Source organism: Pseudidiomarina atlantica, assembly GCF_000753735.1.
GTDB lineage: Bacteria > Pseudomonadota > Gammaproteobacteria > Enterobacterales > Alteromonadaceae > Pseudidiomarina > Pseudidiomarina atlantica.
In genome coordinates this window covers 209,336-230,844 of the sequence record NZ_JPIN01000002.1, presented here as the reverse complement: position 1 = coordinate 230,844, position 21,509 = coordinate 209,336, and the positions used below count along the sequence as shown (strand labels likewise).

Here is a 21,509-nt window from a genome sequence, read left to right as displayed (position 1 = left end):
CGTTTACTCTACCGCAGTTACTGTCGTTTGTGCAGTCTCCTGCACCGTCTTTACCAACGCCTGTTCCAGATCTGCGATGATGTCGTCAGGATGTTCGATGCCGACACACAAGCGAATTGCCTCGGGCTTGACCCCAACTTGCAACTGCTCTTCCGGTGTCAATTGGCGGTGCGTAGTGGAAGCTGGGTGGCAGGCGAGCGACTTAGTATCACCAATATTCACCAAACGTTTGAATAACTTGAGCTTATCGTAGAACTGCACACTCGCTTGGTAGCCATCTTTTAAACCAAAGGTCAGTAGCGATGCAGGCAAACCACCACGAATGTATTTTTGCGCCAATTCATACTGCGGGTGATTTTCAAGGCCAGCATAGTTGACCCAAGCCACATCTGGGTGATGCTGCAAGAAGTGCAGCACGCGTTGGGTATTCGAGCAATGGCGTTCAATGCGCAGTTCCAGGGTTTCGAGTCCCTGCAGGATCAAGAACGCATTGAATGGTGATAAGGCCGCACCGGTGTTGCGCAGGGCGACCGTACGGACACGCGCGATAAACGCTGCGGCTTCAAATGCTTCGTTGTACACCACGCCGTGATAAGCCGGTTCCGGTTCATTAAACTGCGGGAATTTATGCGCATGTTTGGCCCAGTCGAAAGTACCGCCATCGACAATCAGACCGCCGATAGTCGTGCCATGACCGCCAATGTATTTGGTCAGTGAATGCACCACAATGTGCGCACCCCACTCAAGCGGCTTACACAAGGTTGGCGTCGCCACGGTATTGTCGACCACCAAAGGCACTCCCTCACGCTCAGCAATTGCCGCATATGCTTCAAGGTCGGCAATGTTACCGGCGGGGTTGCCGATGGTTTCACAATAGATAGCCTTGGTATTGGCATCGATACAGGCGGCGATATCCGCAGCATCCGCCGATTTGGCGAAGCGCACCTCGATGCCAAACGACGGCAGCATGTGAGCAAACAAGGTGTAAGTGCCACCGTACAGATTCGGGGTGGTGACAATGTTATCACCATGCTTAGCCAGCGTGATCAAAGCATATTGAATGGCTGCCATGCCCGAGGCAACGGCAAGACCTGCGATTCCACCTTCGAGCGCCGCAACCCGTTGCTCCAACACATCGTTGGTTGGGTTCATGATGCGGCTGTAAATATTACCTGGTACTGCCAAATCAAATAAATCAGCGCCGTGTTGGGCATCGTCAAAAGCGAATGCAGCGGTTTGGTAAATCGGTACCGCCACAGATTTCGTCGTTGGGTCGGTCTCATAGCCATGATGGATGGCTAGGGTTGCTGCGCGATAATTCTGGGTCATGGAAGCCTCACTCAAAGCAAATACACTTTTAAATGTTTATACGTTTAGACGTCCATATTAATTAAAGCTGTTTTGATTGCAACCCCATTTCTAATTATTTTTTAAGCGCGCGATTAATTGCAGCACGTCACTATGAACACCCGCAGCGGTGACCTCAGGACCTGCACCTGGCCCTTGGATCACCAATGGATTAGCATCGTACTGCCGCGACTGCACAGTAAAGTTGGCATTGCCGGCGGGGAGTCGCGCATAAGGAGAACTGTCATCAATCGGTTGCAACCGCGTGCCACCACTGGCTTGGCCAGCACCATCACGCGCGACAAAACCCAAATAGACAAATTGTTCAGCATTGGGGTGCTCGCGTTGACGCCAAGCGTCAAATGCCTGATCAAAGTCGTCAAGTCGTGCGACAAAATTTGTCGCACTAACCGCCTGCAAAGTATCCGGCACTAGATTTTGCATGTTGATATCTTTGAGTTGCAGTTTCCAGCCGACTTCACGCGCCAAAATGACCAGTTTGCGAGCGACATCCATACCGCCAAGATCGAGCCGCGGATCAGGCTCGGTTAGTCCCATTTTCTGCGCTTTCAACACCCAGTCTGAGAGCTTATCGCCGGCGCGGTACTGCTGAAAAATCCATGACAGCGAACCAGACAAGTTACCTTCGACGCGTTGCACCTGGTCACCGCACAGGCAACGCTCGTGTAGCGCCGACAATATCGGAAGTCCAGCGCCGACCGTGGTGTTGTAGAGCCAATGACGCTGGTATTGACGCCGCACCCGTTGCAGTTCCTGGTAAAACGACCAAGCACTGGAACCAGCGTATTTATTGGCAGAAATAATGTGAGCACCACTAGCAAACCACGCAGGATAGCGACGGCTGATGGTTTTATCGGCAGTTAAATCAAGCACAACCGGTTGTTGCTCACGTTGCCGAGTTGCTTGCAACCATTGCTCAACCCCATCAGCTTGACGCGCTTGCGCATGCTGAGTAAAAGTTTCACGCCAGTGCTTACTGGCAATACCACGAGGTGCAAGCCACTGCTGTTGCCGGCGAAAAATCGCGGTCACCCGCGCGCGACTCTGAAGCGGTAAAGTGGGCGCAAAATGATCCAGCCAGTAACCGCCAATAGTACCGACACCAATCACCCCAATTGCAACTTCTGCACCGCTCATCACGCCTCCATAAACTGTTGCAAACGCGGCGCAAAGGCCGCGGTATTCAGAATAAAACCATCGTGCCCATGGGCCGTTGCCACGTGTTCATAAGCTTGACACTGCGGCAACTGTCGACTGAACTCCTCGAGCAAATGCGGCGGCACTAACAGGTCATCTTGAAAGCCAATCACACACACTGGCAGTTGCAAAGCTTGCGGTGCAATCCGAAAGGCATCAAGAGCCGGCCCGAAGACCGTGAACAATTGCCGTGCCTGTAGCGGATTCTGTTGCACCAAGCGGGCTGCACGGTCGTGCATATAATGGACCGCAGCATTGCCATCGGGGAAGCGCACGTCCAAGCCGGTGGTACCACGATAGGTGACCATGGCAAGCGCGCGTGCCAAAGCCACACCGCGTTCAGGCTGTTGGGTTTGCGCTGTTAATTCGATAAAGTCGCGCTGCAAACTACGTAACATCACCGCTTGTGCGGTCGGTCGGTGCGCCGCACCAAGCACCGCCAAGCGTTGCACACGCAATGCCTCATGCAATGCCAACACCATCCCCACACAGCCGCCAAAAGAGCCGCCGATGATAGTATGCCACTGGGTACAACCAAGTTTTTGCAGTGCCAAGGCAATAGCTTCAGCTTGCGCTTCAACCGTTGCGGGAGGAGCGTCACATAAACTGTCGCCCATGCCGCCCAAGTAATCCAACGTCCAAACCTCGTAAGCATGTAAGTCGAGGTGGGTGAAGAGCCCCTGCCACCAACCCGAGCCGTCGGCTAAATAGGCTAAGCGCCCGCCCGAAATACCGCCAAGCACCAGCACCCGTGGCGCACCGCTTGGTCCTTGTTGCCGCAAACACAGTTCGCCGTAACTTGTTATGACCTTATGGTCAACAAACCCAATACTCATAATCCTCTCAAGGAATCCGCCCCACCAACAGCCAATAGCAAACCGCAAATAGCTATCAATGTCAATCCAGACATCTAGCCATCTAAAACTTAAATCTTGTGACATTGCCGTTTATTAATGATAATAAAACAATCTGTTATACAAATTATTGGAGAGTTTGCTTATGCCAACGTTCGATATTGTCTCTGAAGTCGATCGTGTCGAGCTGAAGAACGCTGTGGACAATGCCAATCGTGAGCTCACCTCGCGTTTTGACTTTCGTGGTGTTGATGCCAGTATCGAGCTCAACGAGCTGACCGTAAAACTGACCTCAGAATCCGACTTCCAAGTGCAACAACTGTACGATATCTTTGCCAACCACTGTGCCAAACGAAATCTTAGCCTAGCCGGCACCGAAACACCGGAGAACCTGACGCATAGCGGCAAAACTTTCAGTACCACGATCACTTTTCGCCAAGGTATCGACCAGCCATTGGCGAAGCAGATCAACAAACTGATCAAAGACAGCAAACTCAAAGTGCAAAGCTCGATTCAAGGCGATAAAGTGCGGGTGAGCGGCAAAAAGCGCGATGATTTGCAGCAGACCATTGCCATGCTGCGCCAATCAGACATTGAGCAACCGCTACAGTTTGAGAATTTCCGTGACTGATGGTTGCAGTTGAACATGGACTGGCAGCACTTTGTGCAACAACTCCCGGGCATCGCCTATCAACTGATACGCGAACCTAATGGTCGCTTTCGCTTTACCTTTTTAAGTGACTCAGCGGTCGACTTGCTCGGCTTTGAAAGTGCACCGCTGCTCAAAGATGCCGAACCACTTTTAAACGCCATTCATCCTGACGATGTTGAGAACGTTATCAGCTCCAGCATACTGGCTGCAGAGCAAGGGCTTGAGTGGCATTACCCATTTCGATTTATTCGCCCTGATGGCACGCTGCTGTGGCTCGACGCCCATGACTCAGGGCGCGTTCGTGACGACGGCACCCTTGAGTGGAGCGGTTACATTGTTGAGGCAACGCACCGCCGGCAACTTGAGGTTGAGTTGCGGAGTAGTGAAAAACGCTTTCGCAGCTTGGTAGAGCACGCCAACGATATTATTTTTACTCTTGACCGCAACGGCATTATTGATTACCTGTCGCCCAATCTCGAGCGCCATTTAGGCTACCAACCGAATGGTAATTTACAGCAGTCGTTTGAGCAGTTTGTGCATCCTGAAGATGTCAGTGCTTGCCACGCTTTTATCCAAGCCTTGTTTTCTGACGGTAGCCCGATTAGTGACATTGAATTCCGAGTGCGCCATCAAAATGGTGACTGGCGCTGGTATGCGTGTCGTGCCTCACGGATTGACGACCAGGATGGGCAGCATCAGTACTTACTCGGAATCGCGCGTGACATTACCGAACAACGTGTACAGCGGGAAAAACTCGCTCGCATGGCACGTCATGACATGTTGACTCAGTTGCTCAATCGTAACCATTTTGACGAGCACTTGGCGCGGGTATTGCAGCACTGTGCAGCTCAACAGCGCTGTTTAGCGATACTGTTCGTTGACCTCGACCATTTTAAACCGGTCAACGATGAACATGGCCACAGCATTGGCGACCAAATGCTGGTGCACGTTGCGCGGCGGCTCAAGTCATGTCTGCGAGATACCGATTTAGCTTGTCGCAACGGCGGTGATGAGTTTTTGGTGTTAGCGCATGACTTTACCGATTTAGCACAGGCGGAAGAAGTAGCCCAGACCATCGCGGCGCGTCTCCATGACGAGCTAGAAAAGCCCTTTGCTATCGAAAATAAGCAGCTGCAAATTTCCGCGAGTATCGGTATCGCGCTGTATCCAGCTCATGGAGCGACGGTGGATGAGCTAGTGAACTGCGCCGATACTGCTATGTACCAAGCAAAAAACGCCGGCCGCAAACAAACCATCAGCGCGCAGTTGAAGAGCAAGTAATGCACTCTGATTTCGCTTGCGGACTTTGCTATCACCCCATGTCTGAACGCTTCTGGCAACGCCACAAAGGTAGCCTTGCCGGGCGCGAGTATTGGCGCTGCACCAACTGCCAATTGATTCAAGTTCCAGTCGCGCAACGGCTCGATACCGCCGCCGAAAAAGCGATCTACGACTTGCATCAGAATGAACCCAACGACGTCGGCTATCAACGCTTTCTAAACCGTACAGCAGAGCCGCTAGCGGCGCGTTTGAGCGCGGGTGCACAGGGACTTGATTTTGGCTGTGGTCCGCAGCCAGCGCTTGCAGCTATGTTAAGCGCAGCAGGCTTTCCGACCACCACCTACGATTTGTACTACGCTAACGTGCCACAACGCTTGCAACAACAATACGATTTCATCACTTGCACGGAAGTTGTTGAGCATCTTGGCCAGCCCCGCGAGGTGTTCGAACAACTCGTTGCTTGCCTGAAACCCCAAGGCTGGCTTGCTATCATGACCAAGCGTTGGCTCAACCGCGAACGTTTCGGCACTTGGTTTTACCTCAACGACCCAACCCATATCAGCTTTTTTCATCTAGACACCTTTCATTGGCTCGCTGAGCACTTTCACCTTGAAATCGACTATGTCGCTGCCGATGTCGTGATGCTGCGGCGACCAGCTAAATAAGCGCCAGCACAAGACCGCCCGCCAACCATAGCAGCGCCAGTACCACCAGTACACGCATCAAATAGGTCGCGAGGCCAGTCGAAGTAGAACCATGATCGTGGTGATGTTCATGATGCGCATGCGCTTGTTGTCGCTGCCACCAAAACCGCGCCAATACCGCAGTTAAGACCAGCGCCGCAAGATTCAAATAGAATCCGTAATTGAGTTGAAAATGATCGCGTTCAGTGATGGCTTTGACACTATCGCCACTAGGCAATAAATCAAATGCGGCAAAGCCATAATGGAGGATCAGTGAAGTTGCAACCAAACACACAAACAGCATCGCAGTAATGTAAAGCGCCATTTTCCAACCGTAATATTGAGCGTTGATACGCAGCACCGGCAACACTACAAGGTCAGAAAAGATGAACGCCATCACCCCCGCAAAGGCCACGCCTTCGCCGTAAAGTACCGCCGCCAAAGGAATATTACCCATAGAACCGATGAAGGTGAAAAATGCAGCTATGGGACCCACCACAGCTTGCTGTAACACTGCCCAAAAGCCAACATCATTGGTTTCGGTACCAACACCTTGAAACAGCCACGCGAAAAACTCAGACGGCACAAAAGCAGCGATGAGACCGGCAACGGTGAAGCCCAGCAAGATGTCTTTCCACACCATTTGCCATTCCATCACAAATTTTTGCGCAACTTGCTGCCACAGTTCTGGATCGGTCACATCCCCCCAGTGACGCAGATCGTAGCTCTCATCATCAGCGCCGTCAGCATTTTCATCGCGGGCATTTTCAATCAATTGCCGCGGTCTTGTGAACTTCACAAACAACCAAGCCAAAACAATCAGTAAAATACCACCTAGATACTCACCGATGACAAACTGCCAGCTCAAAAAAACCGCAATCACAAAGCCTAGCTCAATGACTAAATTGGTTGAAGCCAACAAAAACGCCATCGACGCGGTAAACGCCGCACCTTTGTTGAATAATGCACGCGTGGTTGCCAAGGCAGCGAAACTGCAGGAGCTTGAAATGAAACCAAAAAAAGCACCTAGGGCCACCGACCTAGCGCCGTCGTCGCCCATCACCTCACGCATCTGCCGACGCGTGATGAGCACTTGAATAATGCTACTGATAAAATAACCGAGTACAAACGCCCACAGCGCCATCCAGAAAAAGCCAACACTGGTGAGGCTCGCCGACTGCCACTGCTGAAGAAATGCGTCCATCGAAAACTCCTTGGAAATTGGCAACATAGGTCAAACATAGCATACAATGACAACAACCTTCGAATGGCAGCTATTACAGGAGTTCACATGAGTGCACATTGGCAAGCACGACGTTCTGGTCCATCAGCACAGCGACCTGGCGACCGTCGCACCCCATGGCAACGCGATCGTGCTCGAGTGCTGCACTCTGCGGCGTTTCGCCGTTTGCAGTCGAAAACGCAAATTATGAACGTGGGCGAAAATGACTTTTATCGTACGCGTTTGACCCATTCGTTAGAGGCTGCACAAATTGGTACCTCACTCATTAATCAGCTCGCCCATGTCGGTAGCGCGCAAGAGCAAGCACTGTTGCCTGACTTGAACCTAATGGAAACCCTGTGCCTTGCCCATGACATTGGCCATCCGCCTTTTGGTCATGGTGGTGAGACGGCGCTGAACTATAAAATGCTCGGCTCCGGTGGTTTCGAAGGTAATGGCCAAACATTTCGCATTGTTGGCAAGCTCGAGGCTTACCATAGTGAACACGGCATGGACTTGACCCGCCGCAGCCTGCTGGGTCTATTGAAGTACCCAGTGCTGATGCCGCAGCTGCCACAACCACCACAGGCTCAACAACCTGGCAGTTTGGCGCAATGGAAACCAGCTAAAGCACTGTTTGCCTGCGATGCCGACTTGCTGGATTGGGTCCTTGAACCTTTGTCGAGCGCCGACCGTGCGTTATTCCAACAAGTCCAACAACTTGATAAAAGCCCGTGGCAGAAGTCGTTGCACAAAAGTTTCGATGCCTCGTTGATGGAGCTTGCCGATGACATTGCGTATGGTGTGCACGATCTGGAAGATGCCGTGGTCACCGGCACTTTGTCGGAAGCCCAATGGCATGCACATCTCGACAGGGTCGTCGCCGAACTTGATGGTGAACTTGCTGATTTAGTTCCGCGACTTGGCGTTCAGCTGTTTTCGAGCTCTCATAGCGCACGCAAAGACGCCATCGGTGCGCTGGTGAATATTTTTGTGACTGCAGTGCGTGTGCAAGAAGTGCTGGGTGATGCAGAGGAGCCATTGATTCGCTATAACGCTACCTTGCCGTCCGCTGAACGCTTTTTACTCGATAGCCTCAAAGCAGTTGTGTTTGAGCACGTCATCAATCAGCCCTCGATTCAACAATTGCGCTATCGCAGCCAGAATATGCTGCTCGATCTGTACACTGCGTTTTACAACGAGCCGCTGCGATTGTTGCCCCACAACACCCGATCACGTTGGCAATTGGCTTTTGAAACCGGTGGGCAAATCGCTGCAGACCGCATTCTCTGCGATTATATTGCCGGCATGACCGACGATTATGCACATCGCATGTACCGCAACCTATTCGTGATCTAACCAATTGGGAATAACTCTCATTTACCCTTGTTAATGCGAATAGTTTGCATTTATAATTGCCCCGACTTGATAACTAATAACATCAACTAGGGGTTTACATGCGTTATTCAAAAGTTGCTATGGCGATTGCACTCGCCGCGGTTAGCACCTCAGCTCTTGCTGAACCAACCACCCAAGCCGATGAAGTCATCGAAATTATCGGTTCGAAAGAAGATGCAAAGACCGTCGCAGGTTCAGGTTCGGTGATCGCGCCAGAGCAACTCAATGTTGAAGTGCAGACCGATATCAACCAATTGATGAAAACCGTACCTGGCGTCTATGTGCGTGAGGAAGACGGCGAGGGTCTGCGCCCAAACATTGGTATTCGCGCCGCCAGCGGTGAACGTAGCAGTAAAGTTACTTTAATGGTCGACGGTGTAATGATCGCGCCAGCGCCATACTCTAACCCTGCCGCATACTACTTCCCTGAAGCCTATCGCATGCACAGCGTTGAAGTACTCAAAGGCGCACCGCTGTTGCGCTACGGCCCACAAACTACTGGTGGTGTCGTGAATTTAGTCACCACGCCAATTCCACAAGAACGGCAGGGACAGGTGACCTTACGTTTGGGTGAAAATAACAGTCGTGACATTCATGCGTACTATGGCGGTACCGAAGGCGCGTTTGGCTGGTTAATTGATACTGTCCAGCGTGATTCAGATGGTTTCAAAACCATTGATCGCAGCAATCGTGATGCTGGTTACGATATTCAGGACTACCTGGTAAAACTGCGTTGGACTGGCGCCAACCAAAGCTTGACCGCGAAGGCCCAGTACTCTGAGCAGATTTCCAACGAAACCTATGCTGGCTTAACCGATGCAGACTTTAATCGTGACCCTAACCGTCGTTATGGATTGACGTCGATTGACCAGATGGATAACCAGCACAATGGTTACTCACTCACCTACGAACTCGACATTAACGCACTGTGGCGTTTAACCGCTGTAGCCTATCGCAATGATTACAAACGCAACTGGTTTAAAGGCAGCCCGAGCAGCTTGATTGCCGCCGCCAACGCCGGTGATGCCGATGCCATTGCGGTGCTCAATGGCAGTCAAGATTACGCTGGGTTGGAATACAAAAATAACAACCGTGCCTATGAATCTTACGGTATAGAAGCGCGGTTGTTTGCCGACCTTGGTGACCATGAACTGGAATTTGGTGTCCGCGATCACAGCGATACCATGGACCGCTACCAACCGGTGGACGTGTATGACCAAGTCAATGGTAGCCTCGTTTATCAGTCGACCATTGCACCAACTGGCGGCGATAACCGCCTAGAAGGTGCCGACGCACAAGCGTTCTGGCTTGCCGATTTGTGGCAAATGACCGACCGCCTAGCGGTGAACGCGGTGTTACGTTATGAGGACGCCGAAACCTATCGTCGACAGTTTGCCACACCAGAGCGCAGCGACAGCCCAAGTTTCCGCAGTAGCGCAGCCGAAGAATGGCTGCCTGGTGTATCCTTCACCTATGCGGTCAATAACAACTTACAAGTCCTCGCTGGTGTACATCGTGGCTTCTCGCCGCTCGGTGGCGGTGCAACTGCCAACGACGAACCGGAAACTAGCGTCAACTTTGAAGCTGGCCTGCGTTACAGCGACAATGCATGGTTTGCTGAAGCTATTGCCTTCCGTAGTGATTTCGATAACCAAGCTGAGCTGTGTTCAGTGGCGAGCCCATGTAGCAACGGCGCCACCTCAGGTAGCTTTGTCACTGGCGAAGCCTTGGTACAAGGTTTAGAGCTGCAATTAGGTAACACTTGGCAGCACGGTGCATTTGAAATTCCGGTAGCATTTAACTACACCTACACTAGCGCTGAGATCAGTGCCGACAATGCAGTCACCGGCGTAGCAGATGGCGATGTGTTAGCCGCCATTCCTGAGCACGTGATGAGCGCGCAAATTGGCTTGTTACATGACAGTGGTTGGAATCAACACTTGGTTATCAAATATATGGATGAGACCTGTGTGAGTGTGGGCTGCCAAAACGATACTAGCCCTTATGCTTACACCGAAGCACTAACGACTGTCGACTTTATCAGCCGTTATCCGCTGACGAAGCAAACGACAGTGTTTTTGAAGGTGGAAAACTTGCTCGATGAGCAAGTCATCATCGGTCGTTTGCCATACGGTGCGCGCCCCAACAAACCGCAGAATATTTCTGTCGGCTTTGACTATCGCTTCTAAACGCTCAACTTAAATCTTGATCTGTTGCTCCTGCAGCCACTGCAAAGTGGCTGCTAGGGGCTGCGGCCGACAGAACAAAAAACCCTGCATTTGACTGCAGTTGTGTTGAATGAGGTAGTCACGCTCGGCTTCTGTTTCGACCCCTTCAGCAATGGTTTTTACGCCAAGCTCTTGGGCAATGGTAAGTACCCCACGCGCAATCGCCGAATTACGCCGCGCTTGCTCAATACCTCGAATAAAACTCTGATCAATCTTTAAGCTGTCCACCGGCAACTGGTTCAAATAGCTCAAGCTCGCGAAACCGGTACCAAAGTCATCAATGGCGATCGACAAGCCTAATTTACGCAGCCGATGCAACATTTGAATCATGTGTTGGCTGTCACGCATAAACACATTCTCGGTGATTTCGACCACCAAGGCTTGCGGTTTCACGCCATAACGCTGCAGCGCATGTTCAATATTCTCTAACAGATCATCGCGGTAAAACTGTAGCGGCGAAAAGTTAATACTGACACTCTCAATGCCGGCAGCTAAAAGCGTCGGAGTGTCTTTACACGCCTGCTCAAACACCCAATCGGCAATGGCAATAATCTGTCCTGTCGCCTCGGCCAGCGGGATAAAATCTCCCGGTGAAATATAACCGCGCTGCGGATGCTTCCAGCGCACCAAGGCTTCGACCCCAACCGGATGTCCGGCGCCATCGACAATAGGTTGATAGAACAACTCAAATTGCTGTTGTTGGATGGCCTCTTGTAATTGGGTGCGCAATTCCACTTGCGATTGCATTCCCGCATCAAGGTCACTGCTATACCAATGATAAGAACTGCCACCACGGCGCTTGGCTTCATACATGGCGACATCCGCCCGTTGAATCAACTCGAGGGGATGTTGTAGCGGCTCGGAGTTATCCGCAATGCCAATGGTTGCCGATAGCGACACCTCAAGATCTTCAAAATGAAAAGGTGTATTAAATTGGGCAAGTAGATTGTGGGCAAGTTGCACCACTTCGTGCTCGGCCTTCTGCGTATGCACAATAGCCACAAACTCATCGCCGCCAAAGCGACCCAGTAAATCGTGCGGCGCGATCTGACTTTGCAAGCGCTCAGCTGTTTCTTCAAGAATACGGTCACCGACCGCGTGTCCAAGACTATCGTTCACCGGTTTAAAACCGTCAAGATCGATAAACAATACAGCTACTTGGGTATCTGGCTGCGTCACTAAACGCGCCAAGCATTTCTCAATCGCGTTGCGATTCGGTAGGTGGGTAAGTACGTCGTGTTGAGCCAAAAACTCAAGTTTTTCTTCGCGGAATACACGCTCAGTCACATCACTTTGTAACCCAATGAAATGGGTCACGCGCTCGCCATCACGCACCGGTGATATCAGCAAATCGTTCCAAAAAGGGGAACCATCTTTGCGGTAGTTGAGAATATTGACGCGCACTTCGGAGCGTTGATGCAAAGCATCACGGATTTGCTGCACTGTCTCTGGGTCGGTGTCGGCGCCTTGCAAAAGGCTACAACTCCGCCCGATGATTTCAGCTTCGCTGTAACCAGTGATTTCTTGAAAAGCTGGATTCGAATAGATGACCGGATAGTGAGATTGGTTGGCGTCGGCAATCACTACACCGTTGGTGCTCGATTCTACACTGCGCTGCAGCAGTAACAATTGTGATTCATTGCGGCGGGCAACAGTCATATCTTTGGCGATGCCGTGCACCCCTGTAATCTCGCCATTAATGATGATCGGCATATTGGTGATGTCGAGGTCGTGCAGCTCACCGCCGCGATTCACAATTTTTATTTCATAGCGTTGCGGCTTACCCTGCTTTGCCGCTTCGAAGTGCGCTCGCGTTTGCTCACGATACTCTTCTGGCACCACGACTTCATAATGTTGCCCCAAGACTTCCAGTTCAGTAAAGCCAATCAAGTCAGTACCGGCGCGGTTTAGACTTTTGAAATTACCGTCAAGATCGAGCGTGAACACTGCATCCGGGTTGTAGCTAAACAATGAGCGACTGTGCTGCTCGCTGCGCTCTCGCTGTACCCGGTCTTGATGCTGTGTGATCACCAACGCCACGAGGTCACGACTGCGCTGCAACAAATCTAATTCGCGCAAATTAGGTTTGCGTTTGCGACGAAAGTACACGGCAAAAGTACCAATGACCGATTTGCTCACCGGAGAAATGACAGGAAACGACCAACATGCTTTGAGTTCGTATTCATCGATGAGTTTACGAAACGCATCAAAACGTGAATCAATCGACATATCTGCTGCAATAACCGGAACCTTCCGATAAGCGGCAGTGCCGCAGGCTCCGACACCGTCAGCAATGGGCAAGCCTTGCAAGGCAAGGATAAAGTCTTCTGGTAAGCTAATCGCGCTTGCGGCATTCAGTTGTCGTTTACTAGAGTCCACTAACATCACCGAGCACAACGAGTCATTGACCTGACTTTCGATAAGCCCACAAATATCCTCAAGTTTTTGTTCAAGTGATTTGTTCTGTGCGAGCGAGGCGAGAGTTTTGAATTTGGCTGAAACCAATTGCGCGAGCCGTAGTCGTTCGAGATGACCTATCCACCAAGTGATGGCAAACAAAATTAGCGCTAGGACAAGTCCTAACACTAGAATTTGGTCTTGCCAGTCAAGCTCATTCATCGACAATCCTTTACTCCATTGGAACAACGGCCTGTACGAATACTTCGCAAGTTTGTTGAGATTTCACCGAGTATTGACAATGTTTGCTTCAGTTTCAATCGAAACTTTTACTTACCCGCGCCGACTCAGGCGATAGCGGTGCCAAACAAGGCCTGCAAGCAGCAGAAGACTACCGACAAAGATGGTGTTCACGTCGACCATAAAAGCCAGTCCTAAACAACCGATAAGCCCCAGCACAGACCAAAACTTGGCAATGAAGCGTTGCTCGGAACGAACCTTAAGTGCGGCGAGATTGGTGATGCTATAGTAAATCAACACGGTAAACGCGCTAAAGGTCCACGCCAATTTAATGCCACCGAATGCCGCAATGAGCATCATCACTGCTGCGGTGGCGATAGTTGCCGCAGGTGCTGACGTTTGCCCCACGTTGAGGCTGGCCCAGCCTCGCGGCAGGTCATTTCGACGCGCCATGGCCAACACCACGCGGGAGACACCGAGCACTAGATTGAGCGTCACGCCGAGCATCGCAAGCAGGGCGCCAATCATCACTAGATCATGATAAATGCCTGCTGGCATCAGTTTAGTAAGAATAAAATCACCACCGATTGTGAGCGGCGCCAGCTTGACTAACGTAATGCCAATCAACGCATATAGCAGCGTCACCACAATCATGGTCGCGACAATGGCGCGTGGAATATTCCGGCGGGGGTCACGGATTTCCTCCCCCATAGTGGCGATGCGGCCATATCCGGTGTAGGCCACAAATAGCAACGCCGCTGCCGCGAAAACATCGCTTAACTCGGTGGGCGCACGGCTGAGTTCCGGCGCCATTGCTGGCGGCTGTTGCCACGCCCAGCCGACAAACAACAACAAGCTCAAAATGGCACAGCTCACCAGCACCGCATTCACTTGGTTGGAGCGTTTGAGTCCGGCCAGCACTAATACAGTTATCAACAGCAACAAAACGATTGCGAGCAAGGTGACATACAACGGCGGCCATTGCAGGTAGTGGTTAAGCAACCAAGCGCTACCAAGCGCTGCGGCAGCGGCCGATGCGCTTTTGGCGCAGACGAAAAACCAGCCGGCAATAAAACCTAAGTCGTGATTGAGGAACTCGTAGCCATACTCATAGGTACCACCACTCACCGGATGCACCGCCGCCAGCTGGGCACTGGAGAGGCCATTACAGAGTGCAACAAAAGCAGCAAGCAACAAGGCATAGAGCAAGTACTCACCGGCTAGGTCATAGCCAAAGCCGATACTGACAAAGGCTCCAGTGCCGATAATAGATCCTAGGCCAAGTAGCATGGCTCCAGCCAGCGAGGTGTCGCGCTGCAATTGCTGCATGTTAAGGTCCTCGTTATTCGTTATTCGTTATTCGTTAATCGATAATGGGGATTGTAGCGTATTACTCGATACTTGTTTTAATTTGGAATCGATCGCTTTCATGATGACTTATCGTAGTGGATTAGTATGGCTGCAGGATGACATTCGCTTAGACGATAACGCCCTGGTGGAGAAAGCCACCGCAGAGTGTCAACAGCTCCTATTTGTTTACTGTGTGAACCCTAAGTGGTTTCAGCCGAATCGCTATGGCTTGCGCAGTATGGGCGCAGCACGTTGGCGCTTTCGCGCTGCGGCCTTAACCGACCTCAAGCAACAGTTGCGACAGCTTGGGCAAGATCTATTGGTGGTTTATCAATCACCGTTGCAGGCGATTCCAGAGCTGATTACGCGCTGTGGCATCGAGGTTATTTACAGCAGTCAACACGCGGGCTTTTATGAGCAAAGCTATGCACGCTTATTGCGGCAGCGTTACCCGTTTATCCAACATCAACAGCTGACCACAGCAACGCTGTGGGAGGCTGCGCAATTACCGTTTGGCTTAAATGATCTACCCGATACGTTTTCAAAGTTTCGCCGGCAAATTGAAAAACAGGATTTGCGTGGGCAAATCCCCGCGCCCGTACCAGCGCCGCGGCAGTTGCCACCACTGCCGGCCAGCGCTAATGCCTTGTTCGCTGAGCGCAAACATGCGTTGCCGCCGATTGAAGCGCCTGCCCATGAATACTTTCAGGGCGGCAGCCGTGCGGCGGAACAACACGTCACCGATTACTTTACGAGCGGTGCCGCTCACACCTATAAAGAAACCCGTAACGCCTTGGATGATTGGCCTGCATCAACCAAGTTCTCACCTTGGCTGGCGGACGGGTCACTGAGCGTGCGCCGCTTGCATCAGCAACTGCTGCAATACGAAGCAGCACATGGCAGCAATGAGAGTACTTACTGGATCTTTTTTGAGTTGCTTTGGCGCGAATACTTTCATTGGTATGCACAACGGCACGGCCAGCGCTTGTATGCCTTTGCCGGGATAAAGCGACAGCGCCCACAAACTAGTTTCTATGGCTCCCGATGGCAACAATGGTGCAGCGGCACCACCGCGCACCCTATCGTCAACGCCTGCATGAATCAGCTCAATGCGATAGGGTACATGTCCAACCGTGGGCGACAGCTGGTTGCCAGTTGTTTTGTGCACGAACTGCAATTGGACTGGCGTTACGGCGCAGCCTTCTTTGAGCAACAATTGATTGACTATGATGTCGCTTCCAACTGGGGTAATTGGCAATATTTAGCTGGGGTCGGCGCTGATCCGCGCGGCCATCGACGCTTTGACCTCGATAAACAAACGCGCCAGTATGATGCCAAGCATGAATTCATTGAGCGCTGGCACGGCAACGTCAGTACGCCGACCGATTGGGTCGATGCTGCAGACTGGCCGATTAGCGAGTAAGTAGTGACTGCGCAACCGATTGCCATCGTTTGGTTGAAGCGTGACTTGCGGCTCCGCGATCACGAGCCACTGCAGCGCGCTATCGCCAGCGGCCACCGCGTGTTGCTGTGGTATTGCTTTGAGCCTGAGTTAGTCGCTGATCCGCACTATGACGAACGTCACTGGCGCTTCGTCTGGCAAAGCTTAATGGCTCTCGAGCAAGGGTTAAAGCATCGGGTTGAGCTGCCGCTCCTGATTCAATATGGTGCACCCTTTGAGAAACTGCAGCAGTTGCAGCAACAAACGCCCATCGCGGCACTCTATAGCCACGAAGAAATTGGCATCAAACGTACTTTCGAGCGCGACTTACAAGTTCAGCAGTGGTGTTGCGCACAGGATATCCCTTGGCACGAAACGCCAACCGGTGCGGTACAGCGCGGTAAAACTTCGCGGCAACAATGGGACGAGGCTTGGCAACAGACCATGCGCGCACCACTGGCACGCCCCGATTGGGAGCAAGCGCAGACGTGGCGCGCTGACTGGCTAGCGCAACTTGATGAGCGCGAGCGACTACCACAAACATGGCGCACCGAGCATCCACACATGCAAGCGGGCGGATTGTTCGCCGCCCATCAGACGTTGGAAAGCTTCTTCGAAGGTCGCGGTAAAGACTATCGCTATGCTATCTCGAAGCCGGCCGCCAGTCGCGATGCTTGCTCGCGCATGTCACCTTATTTGGCATGGGGCAACATCAGCTTGCGCGAGTTTTATCAGAAAGTGCTCAAGCATTGGCAAACCCCGGGTTGGCGTATGTCATTGCGCGCGCTCGTTTCGCGTCTGCATTGGCATTGCCATTTTATACAGAAATTCGAAAGCGAACACCGGATGGAATGGCAACCTGTTAACCGCGCCTATATCGACTTTCCTTATCGTGATGACGACCAAGTGAGCGAGCACTTACATGCTTGGCAAAGCGGCCACACAGGGTATCCTTTGGTGGATGCTTGCATGCGGTGCTTGCATGAGACGGGCTACATTAACTTTCGTATGCGCGCAATGTTAGTGAGTTTTTTATGCCATCACCTACTCATTGACTGGCGCTTAGGTGTACACCATTTAGCACGACTGTTTTTAGATTTCGAGCCAGGCATTCATTATCCACAATTTCAAATGCAGGCCGGCGTAACTGGCACCAACACCATCCGCATGTACAATCCGGTCAAGCAAAGCGAGGAGCACGACCCCGACGGCGTATTTATTCGTCAATGGTGTCCGGAGCTAAACCAAGTCCCGAATGAGCTTATCCATCAACCCTGGCAATTAAGTGCGATGGAACAGCAACTCTATGCCTGCAAATTAGGCGTAGATTACCCCAAACCCATTATCGATCTCACCAGTGCGGGTAAGCGGGCGCGTGATTTGCTCTGGAGTTATCGCAAACAAGATACCGTTAAACAAGAGGGTAAACGCATTCTCGCTCGCCATGTACGTCCGTCGGCACGACCGCGACGATCATCGCAAAGCACGCAGAAGTAGATTGCACCTGTCACGAAAAGCTGTTTACTATCAAGACACTCGTTAGCTTTCGCAAGGAACTCGAAATGTCTCTAGTGCCACGCTTATTCCTCGTTGCTTGGTTGCTCATCAGTAACACCGCTGCTGCAGACTTCAGTCAAGGCCGTGTGTTTGAAACTGCCGATAAGTTGGCAGTGCTTGATTTTCAAGCGCGTGCCGCCACCGAGAATCGGCTGTTGAACGACCGACTGGAAAGCTTGTTGCCGGAATTAATGGCAGCGACTGAGCTCGACATGTGGCTGGTGATCAACCGCGAATACGCCGAAGACCCTGTTTACTTCACCTTAGTACCACAGCCAACTTTTGCCGCACGCCGCACCACTATGCTGGTCTTTGTACGCAATGACGATGGCACCGTTGAGCGCTTATCGGTCAATCGCTATCCACTTGGCAAACCTTACGAGTCAGCTTGGGCCGGCGGCAATCTCGACGACCAATGGCAAGCGCTGGGCGAACTCATTACCAATAAAGATCCACGCAACATCGGCATTAACGTCTCGCGCGACTGGCCAGTCGCAGACGGGTTAACTGAAGGACTCCACCAACGCCTGCTGGAAGTCTTACCAGAGTCACTTGAGCAGCGTTTAGTCAGTGCCGAAGACTTAGTCATTCGTTGGGTCGAAACGCGTTCTGCCGCCGAACTCGAAGTCTATCCACAGGTGGTAAGCTTGGCCCGTGCCGTCATTGCCGAGGCTTTTAGTAACCAAGTCATCACGCCGGGTGTGACCACTACCGATGAGGTCGCTTGGTATATTCGTAATCGCTTTGCCGAACTGCAGTTGCCAATCTGGTTCATGCCGTATGTCACGCTGCAACGCCAAGGCTTTAATTGTGCCGATGAACAAGCCTTCTGTGGACAAAGCGGGCATACAATTCAGCGCGGCGATGTACTACACACAGACGTCGGAATTTGTTACTTAAAACTCTGCACCGACACGCAGGAGATGGCTTATGTACTGCCGCTGAATGCGACTGAAGTCCCCGATGAACTGGTGGTTGCATTGGGCAAAGGGAATCAATGGCAAGACCAACTCACTGGCAATTTTAGTAGCGGCCGCTCGGGCAATGACGTGCTCGCCAATACCATAGCCGCCAGTGAAGCGTCTCAACTCAACAGCAGTACTTACACCCACCCACTGGGGTTTTATGGACACGCACCAGGTCCCACAATTGGCATGTGGGACAATCAAGGTCCTACCCCGATTCGCGGTGACTGGCCGCTGTACCCGAATACCGCCTATGCGATTGAAGGAAATGTGAAGGTGCCGGTGAAATTATGGGATAACCAAAATGTGCAAATCATGCTCGAGCAGAGTGCTTATTTTGATGGTGAGACCGTGCATTATTTGGCGGGGCGTCAAACGCAATGGCATGTGATTCGTTAATTCGACTTGTGAAGGATCTAGTATGACTCAAGAATTTCAATCGTTGTGTGTCTATTGTGGCTCCAACAATGGCTTCAGTCCGGTTTACAAAGACGCCGCGGTTGCCCTTGGCAACGCGCTTGCTGACGCTGGTATTACCTTGGTTTACGGTGGCTCGAGCGTCGGCTTAATGGGCGTAATTGCCGATCAGGTGCTTGCCCGTGGCGGTAAAGCCATTGGTGTTATTCCACAAGCGCTGGTTGACAAAGAACTCGCGCACAACGATTTGACCGAGTTACATGTGGTGGCCTCCATGCATGCCCGCAAAGCCAAAATGGCAGAGCTCGCCGATGGTTTTATCGCCATGCCTGGCGGTATGGGCACCCTCGAAGAGCTCTTCGAAATGCTGACGTGGGCGCAACTAGGATTCCACCGCAAGAGCTGCGCCGTATTGAATGTGGACGGCTATTACGATGGCATTCTCAACTTTATTGACGGCGCTATTTCGCAAGGCTTTATCCGTGATGAGCATCGCCACTTATTGCTCAGTCACGACGAGCCGGCCGCGCTGTTGCAACTTATGCGTGACTACGAAGCGCCACAGCAACCGAAATGGATTACCGCTAGCGAAACCTAGGAGAAGTTATGCGTACTTTGATACTGGCTGCCGTTTTACTGTTTTCTGCAACACTAACGGCACAAGAAGCAGTGCCCATCAGCGCCGAGCAGCGTGAGCGGGTGATCGCCGCCGTCGAAGCGTTCCTTTACGGCGCCTCAGTGAACGACGTTCAAGCACATGACAAGTTCTGGGCGCCAGAACTCACTTATACCAGCTCTAGCGGCACGCGCTTCGGCAAAGAGCAACTCATGGCAGGCATGACCGATGCCGTCCGCATCGCCGATGAACAAGTCAGTGCTTGGTATACCGCTGAAGACATCGAACTCAAATCATTTGGCGACGCGGTTATCGTCAATTTCACCTTGGTCGCGACCAGCACCGCCGATGCCAGTCGTGAGACCTTTCTTAACACTGGTGTGTTAGTGGAGCGACGCGACGGTTGGCAAGCGGTCAACTGGAATGCGACGCGCACCGCAGCTACCAACCGTTAATGCGTGGCCAAAAGGCGAGTTGGTCGGCGTCGGGAACCACGTAGCCGTCGAACTGGCTGGCCGTGGCGCACGCATGGTTGGGTAGAATCCGCACTTTGCTGCCGACTTCAAGTTGCGGCAGCTTCGCCTTACTCCCTTTGCGCAGCGCCACAATGCCATGCTCTTGGCTGGTGCTGGTGACGATAAGGTCACTATAAGGGGTGCCGTCCATTGCGCACACCACGCCATAGCCCTGATCAATTTCTTGGTTAGCGGTGCCACGGTCGCGAGATAACGCCATCCACCCAGCATCGGTCATGATCCAGCCTTTATCGGGACGATGGCCAATCACTGTTGCTACCACACTGATGGCAATATCTTTGAGCTGACAGACGTGAATACCCGCCATCACCAAGTCTTGGAACACATAAACCCCAGCGCGCACCTCTGTCACACCGCTAAGGTCTTTAGCAAAGTAGGCAGTGGGGGTTGATCCCACACTGACGATCGGACACTCAAGACCCGCGGCTTGAAGGCGATCGCGTACCGCCACAGCCGTTGCCCGTTCGTGTTCAGCAGCGGCTTCTTTCGCGGCTTTCGACGGACAGTGATAGGAACCACCCGCATGCATTAACATTCCAGAAAATAGGTCGTTTTTCGCCAAAATTTTTGCAATTTCGACGATTTTAGGGTCATTTTCGCGGAGTCCTGCACGCTCACCATCACAATCAATTTCAATCAGCACAGGGATTTTTACCTGTTCCCGCACCGCCCAGGCCATCACTTGTTCAGCTTGGGTAACGCTGTCGAGCAATACTCGCACGGTGACATCGGCGCGGTTCAAGCGCGCTACTCGCGCCAGCTTGTCGGGACTAATGCCCACGGCGTAGGTGATATCGGTGTAACCATGCTCGGCGAAATATTCTGCCTCTTTCAAGGTCGAAACGGTAATAGGTCCGTGGCCACCGTTAAAAATCCGTTGCGCAACTTGCAACGACTTCGCGGTTTTGACATGCGGTCGTAGTTGTACGCCAAGCTTTTCCATACGCTGTTGCAAAAAGTCGATATTGCGCTGCATCACAACGGGATCCAGTAATAAGTACGGGGTGGTGAGTTCAGAAAAACTAGCCATGACAGAATTCCGCTTTGTAAACGACTGATTTAAGACTATAAGTATAGTTAGCGCACGCAACCATGGGGGAAGCGGCG

The 21,509-nt window shown here is 52.0% G+C and carries 17 protein-coding genes; 10 read left to right on the top strand and 7 right to left on the bottom strand.

Annotated elements, in window-relative coordinates:
- Positions 1-3 precede the first annotated feature (3 nt).
- The 3 genes from IDAT_RS03875 to IDAT_RS03865 all read right to left on the bottom strand — a co-directional run bounded on the left by IDAT_RS03875 (position 4) and on the right by IDAT_RS03865 (position 3,401).
- Positions 4-1,329, bottom strand: a complete 1,326-nt coding sequence (locus IDAT_RS03875) for an O-acetylhomoserine aminocarboxypropyltransferase/cysteine synthase family protein (protein ID WP_051986563.1) — start codon at positions 1,327-1,329, stop codon at positions 4-6.
- A 90-nt stretch (positions 1,330-1,419) separates the two neighbouring features.
- Positions 1,420-2,505, bottom strand: coding sequence for a homoserine dehydrogenase family protein (locus IDAT_RS03870; RefSeq protein ID WP_051986562.1), 1,086 nt, complete (start codon positions 2,503-2,505; stop codon positions 1,420-1,422).
- Positions 2,505-3,401: an alpha/beta fold hydrolase gene (locus tag IDAT_RS03865; RefSeq protein ID WP_034730677.1), complete on the bottom strand. Its 897-nt coding sequence runs from the start codon at positions 3,399-3,401 to the stop codon at positions 2,505-2,507. Before IDAT_RS03865 ends, IDAT_RS03870 begins: the two co-directional genes overlap by 1 nt.
- Positions 3,402-3,564: 163 nt before the next feature.
- Between IDAT_RS03865 and IDAT_RS03860 the strand changes: the two genes are divergently transcribed.
- Genes IDAT_RS03860 through IDAT_RS03850 form a run of 3 tightly spaced genes read left to right on the top strand, consistent with a single transcriptional unit; the run spans position 3,565 to position 6,017 of the window.
- Positions 3,565-4,050: a YajQ family cyclic di-GMP-binding protein gene (locus tag IDAT_RS03860; protein WP_034730676.1), complete on the top strand. Its 486-nt coding sequence runs from the start codon at positions 3,565-3,567 to the stop codon at positions 4,048-4,050.
- A 15-nt stretch (positions 4,051-4,065) separates the two neighbouring features.
- Positions 4,066-5,352: a sensor domain-containing diguanylate cyclase gene (locus IDAT_RS03855; RefSeq protein ID WP_034730674.1), complete on the top strand. Its 1,287-nt coding sequence runs from the start codon at positions 4,066-4,068 to the stop codon at positions 5,350-5,352.
- Positions 5,352-6,017: a class I SAM-dependent methyltransferase gene (locus IDAT_RS03850; RefSeq protein WP_034730672.1), complete on the top strand. Its 666-nt coding sequence runs from the start codon at positions 5,352-5,354 to the stop codon at positions 6,015-6,017. The genes IDAT_RS03855 and IDAT_RS03850 overlap by 1 nt, the downstream gene beginning before the upstream one ends.
- On the opposite strand, the gene IDAT_RS03845 is transcribed toward IDAT_RS03850, so the two are convergent.
- Entirely contained in the window at positions 6,010-7,239 is a 1,230-nt protein-coding gene (locus tag IDAT_RS03845; RefSeq protein WP_034730669.1) for a permease, read from the bottom strand. The genes IDAT_RS03850 and IDAT_RS03845 overlap by 8 nt on opposite strands.
- Before the next feature lie 87 nt (positions 7,240-7,326).
- On the opposite strand from IDAT_RS03845, the gene IDAT_RS03840 reads away from it, so the two are divergent.
- Positions 7,327-8,616: an anti-phage deoxyguanosine triphosphatase gene (locus IDAT_RS03840; protein ID WP_034730668.1), complete on the top strand. Its 1,290-nt coding sequence runs from the start codon at positions 7,327-7,329 to the stop codon at positions 8,614-8,616.
- 98 nt (positions 8,617-8,714) lie between these two features.
- Positions 8,715-10,844 carry a TonB-dependent receptor family protein gene (locus IDAT_RS03835; protein ID WP_034730665.1) on the top strand — a complete coding sequence of 710 codons (2,130 nt, stop codon included), beginning with the start codon at positions 8,715-8,717 and terminating at the stop codon, positions 10,842-10,844.
- Between the two features lie 9 nt (positions 10,845-10,853).
- On the opposite strand, the gene IDAT_RS03830 is transcribed toward IDAT_RS03835, so the two are convergent.
- Together IDAT_RS03830 and IDAT_RS03825 are read right to left on the bottom strand one after the other, a co-directional pair.
- Positions 10,854-13,502: an EAL domain-containing protein gene (locus IDAT_RS03830; protein ID WP_051986561.1), complete on the bottom strand. Its 2,649-nt coding sequence runs from the start codon at positions 13,500-13,502 to the stop codon at positions 10,854-10,856.
- A gap of 111 nt (positions 13,503-13,613) precedes the next feature.
- Positions 13,614-14,849 (bottom strand): APC family permease, encoded by a 1,236-nt coding sequence (locus tag IDAT_RS03825; protein ID WP_034730662.1) that lies wholly within the window; start codon positions 14,847-14,849, stop codon positions 13,614-13,616.
- A 100-nt stretch (positions 14,850-14,949) separates the two neighbouring features.
- Between IDAT_RS03825 and IDAT_RS03820 the strand changes: the two genes are divergently transcribed.
- From IDAT_RS03820 to IDAT_RS03800, 5 genes are all read left to right on the top strand, one after another.
- On the top strand, positions 14,950-16,293 hold the full coding sequence (locus IDAT_RS03820) for a DASH family cryptochrome (RefSeq protein WP_051986560.1): 1,344 nt from the start codon (positions 14,950-14,952) through the stop codon (positions 16,291-16,293).
- Between the two features lie 3 nt (positions 16,294-16,296).
- Entirely contained in the window at positions 16,297-17,808 is a 1,512-nt protein-coding gene (locus IDAT_RS03815) for a cryptochrome/deoxyribodipyrimidine photo-lyase family protein (protein ID WP_034730661.1), read from the top strand.
- Between the two features lie 65 nt (positions 17,809-17,873).
- A complete protein-coding gene (locus IDAT_RS03810; protein ID WP_034730659.1) occupies positions 17,874-19,232 on the top strand; it encodes a M24 family metallopeptidase in 1,359 nt (452 codons plus the stop codon).
- A 22-nt stretch (positions 19,233-19,254) separates the two neighbouring features.
- A complete protein-coding gene (locus IDAT_RS03805) occupies positions 19,255-19,848 on the top strand; it encodes an LOG family protein (protein WP_034730657.1) in 594 nt (197 codons plus the stop codon).
- 8 nt (positions 19,849-19,856) lie between these two features.
- Positions 19,857-20,321, top strand: a complete 465-nt coding sequence (locus IDAT_RS03800; RefSeq protein WP_034730655.1) for a nuclear transport factor 2 family protein — start codon at positions 19,857-19,859, stop codon at positions 20,319-20,321.
- Here the strand turns inward: IDAT_RS03800 and IDAT_RS03795 are convergent.
- On the bottom strand, positions 20,308-21,432 hold the full coding sequence (locus tag IDAT_RS03795; RefSeq protein WP_156099475.1) for an alanine racemase: 1,125 nt from the start codon (positions 21,430-21,432) through the stop codon (positions 20,308-20,310). The genes IDAT_RS03800 and IDAT_RS03795 overlap by 14 nt on opposite strands.
- Positions 21,433-21,509: the final 77 nt, after the last annotated feature.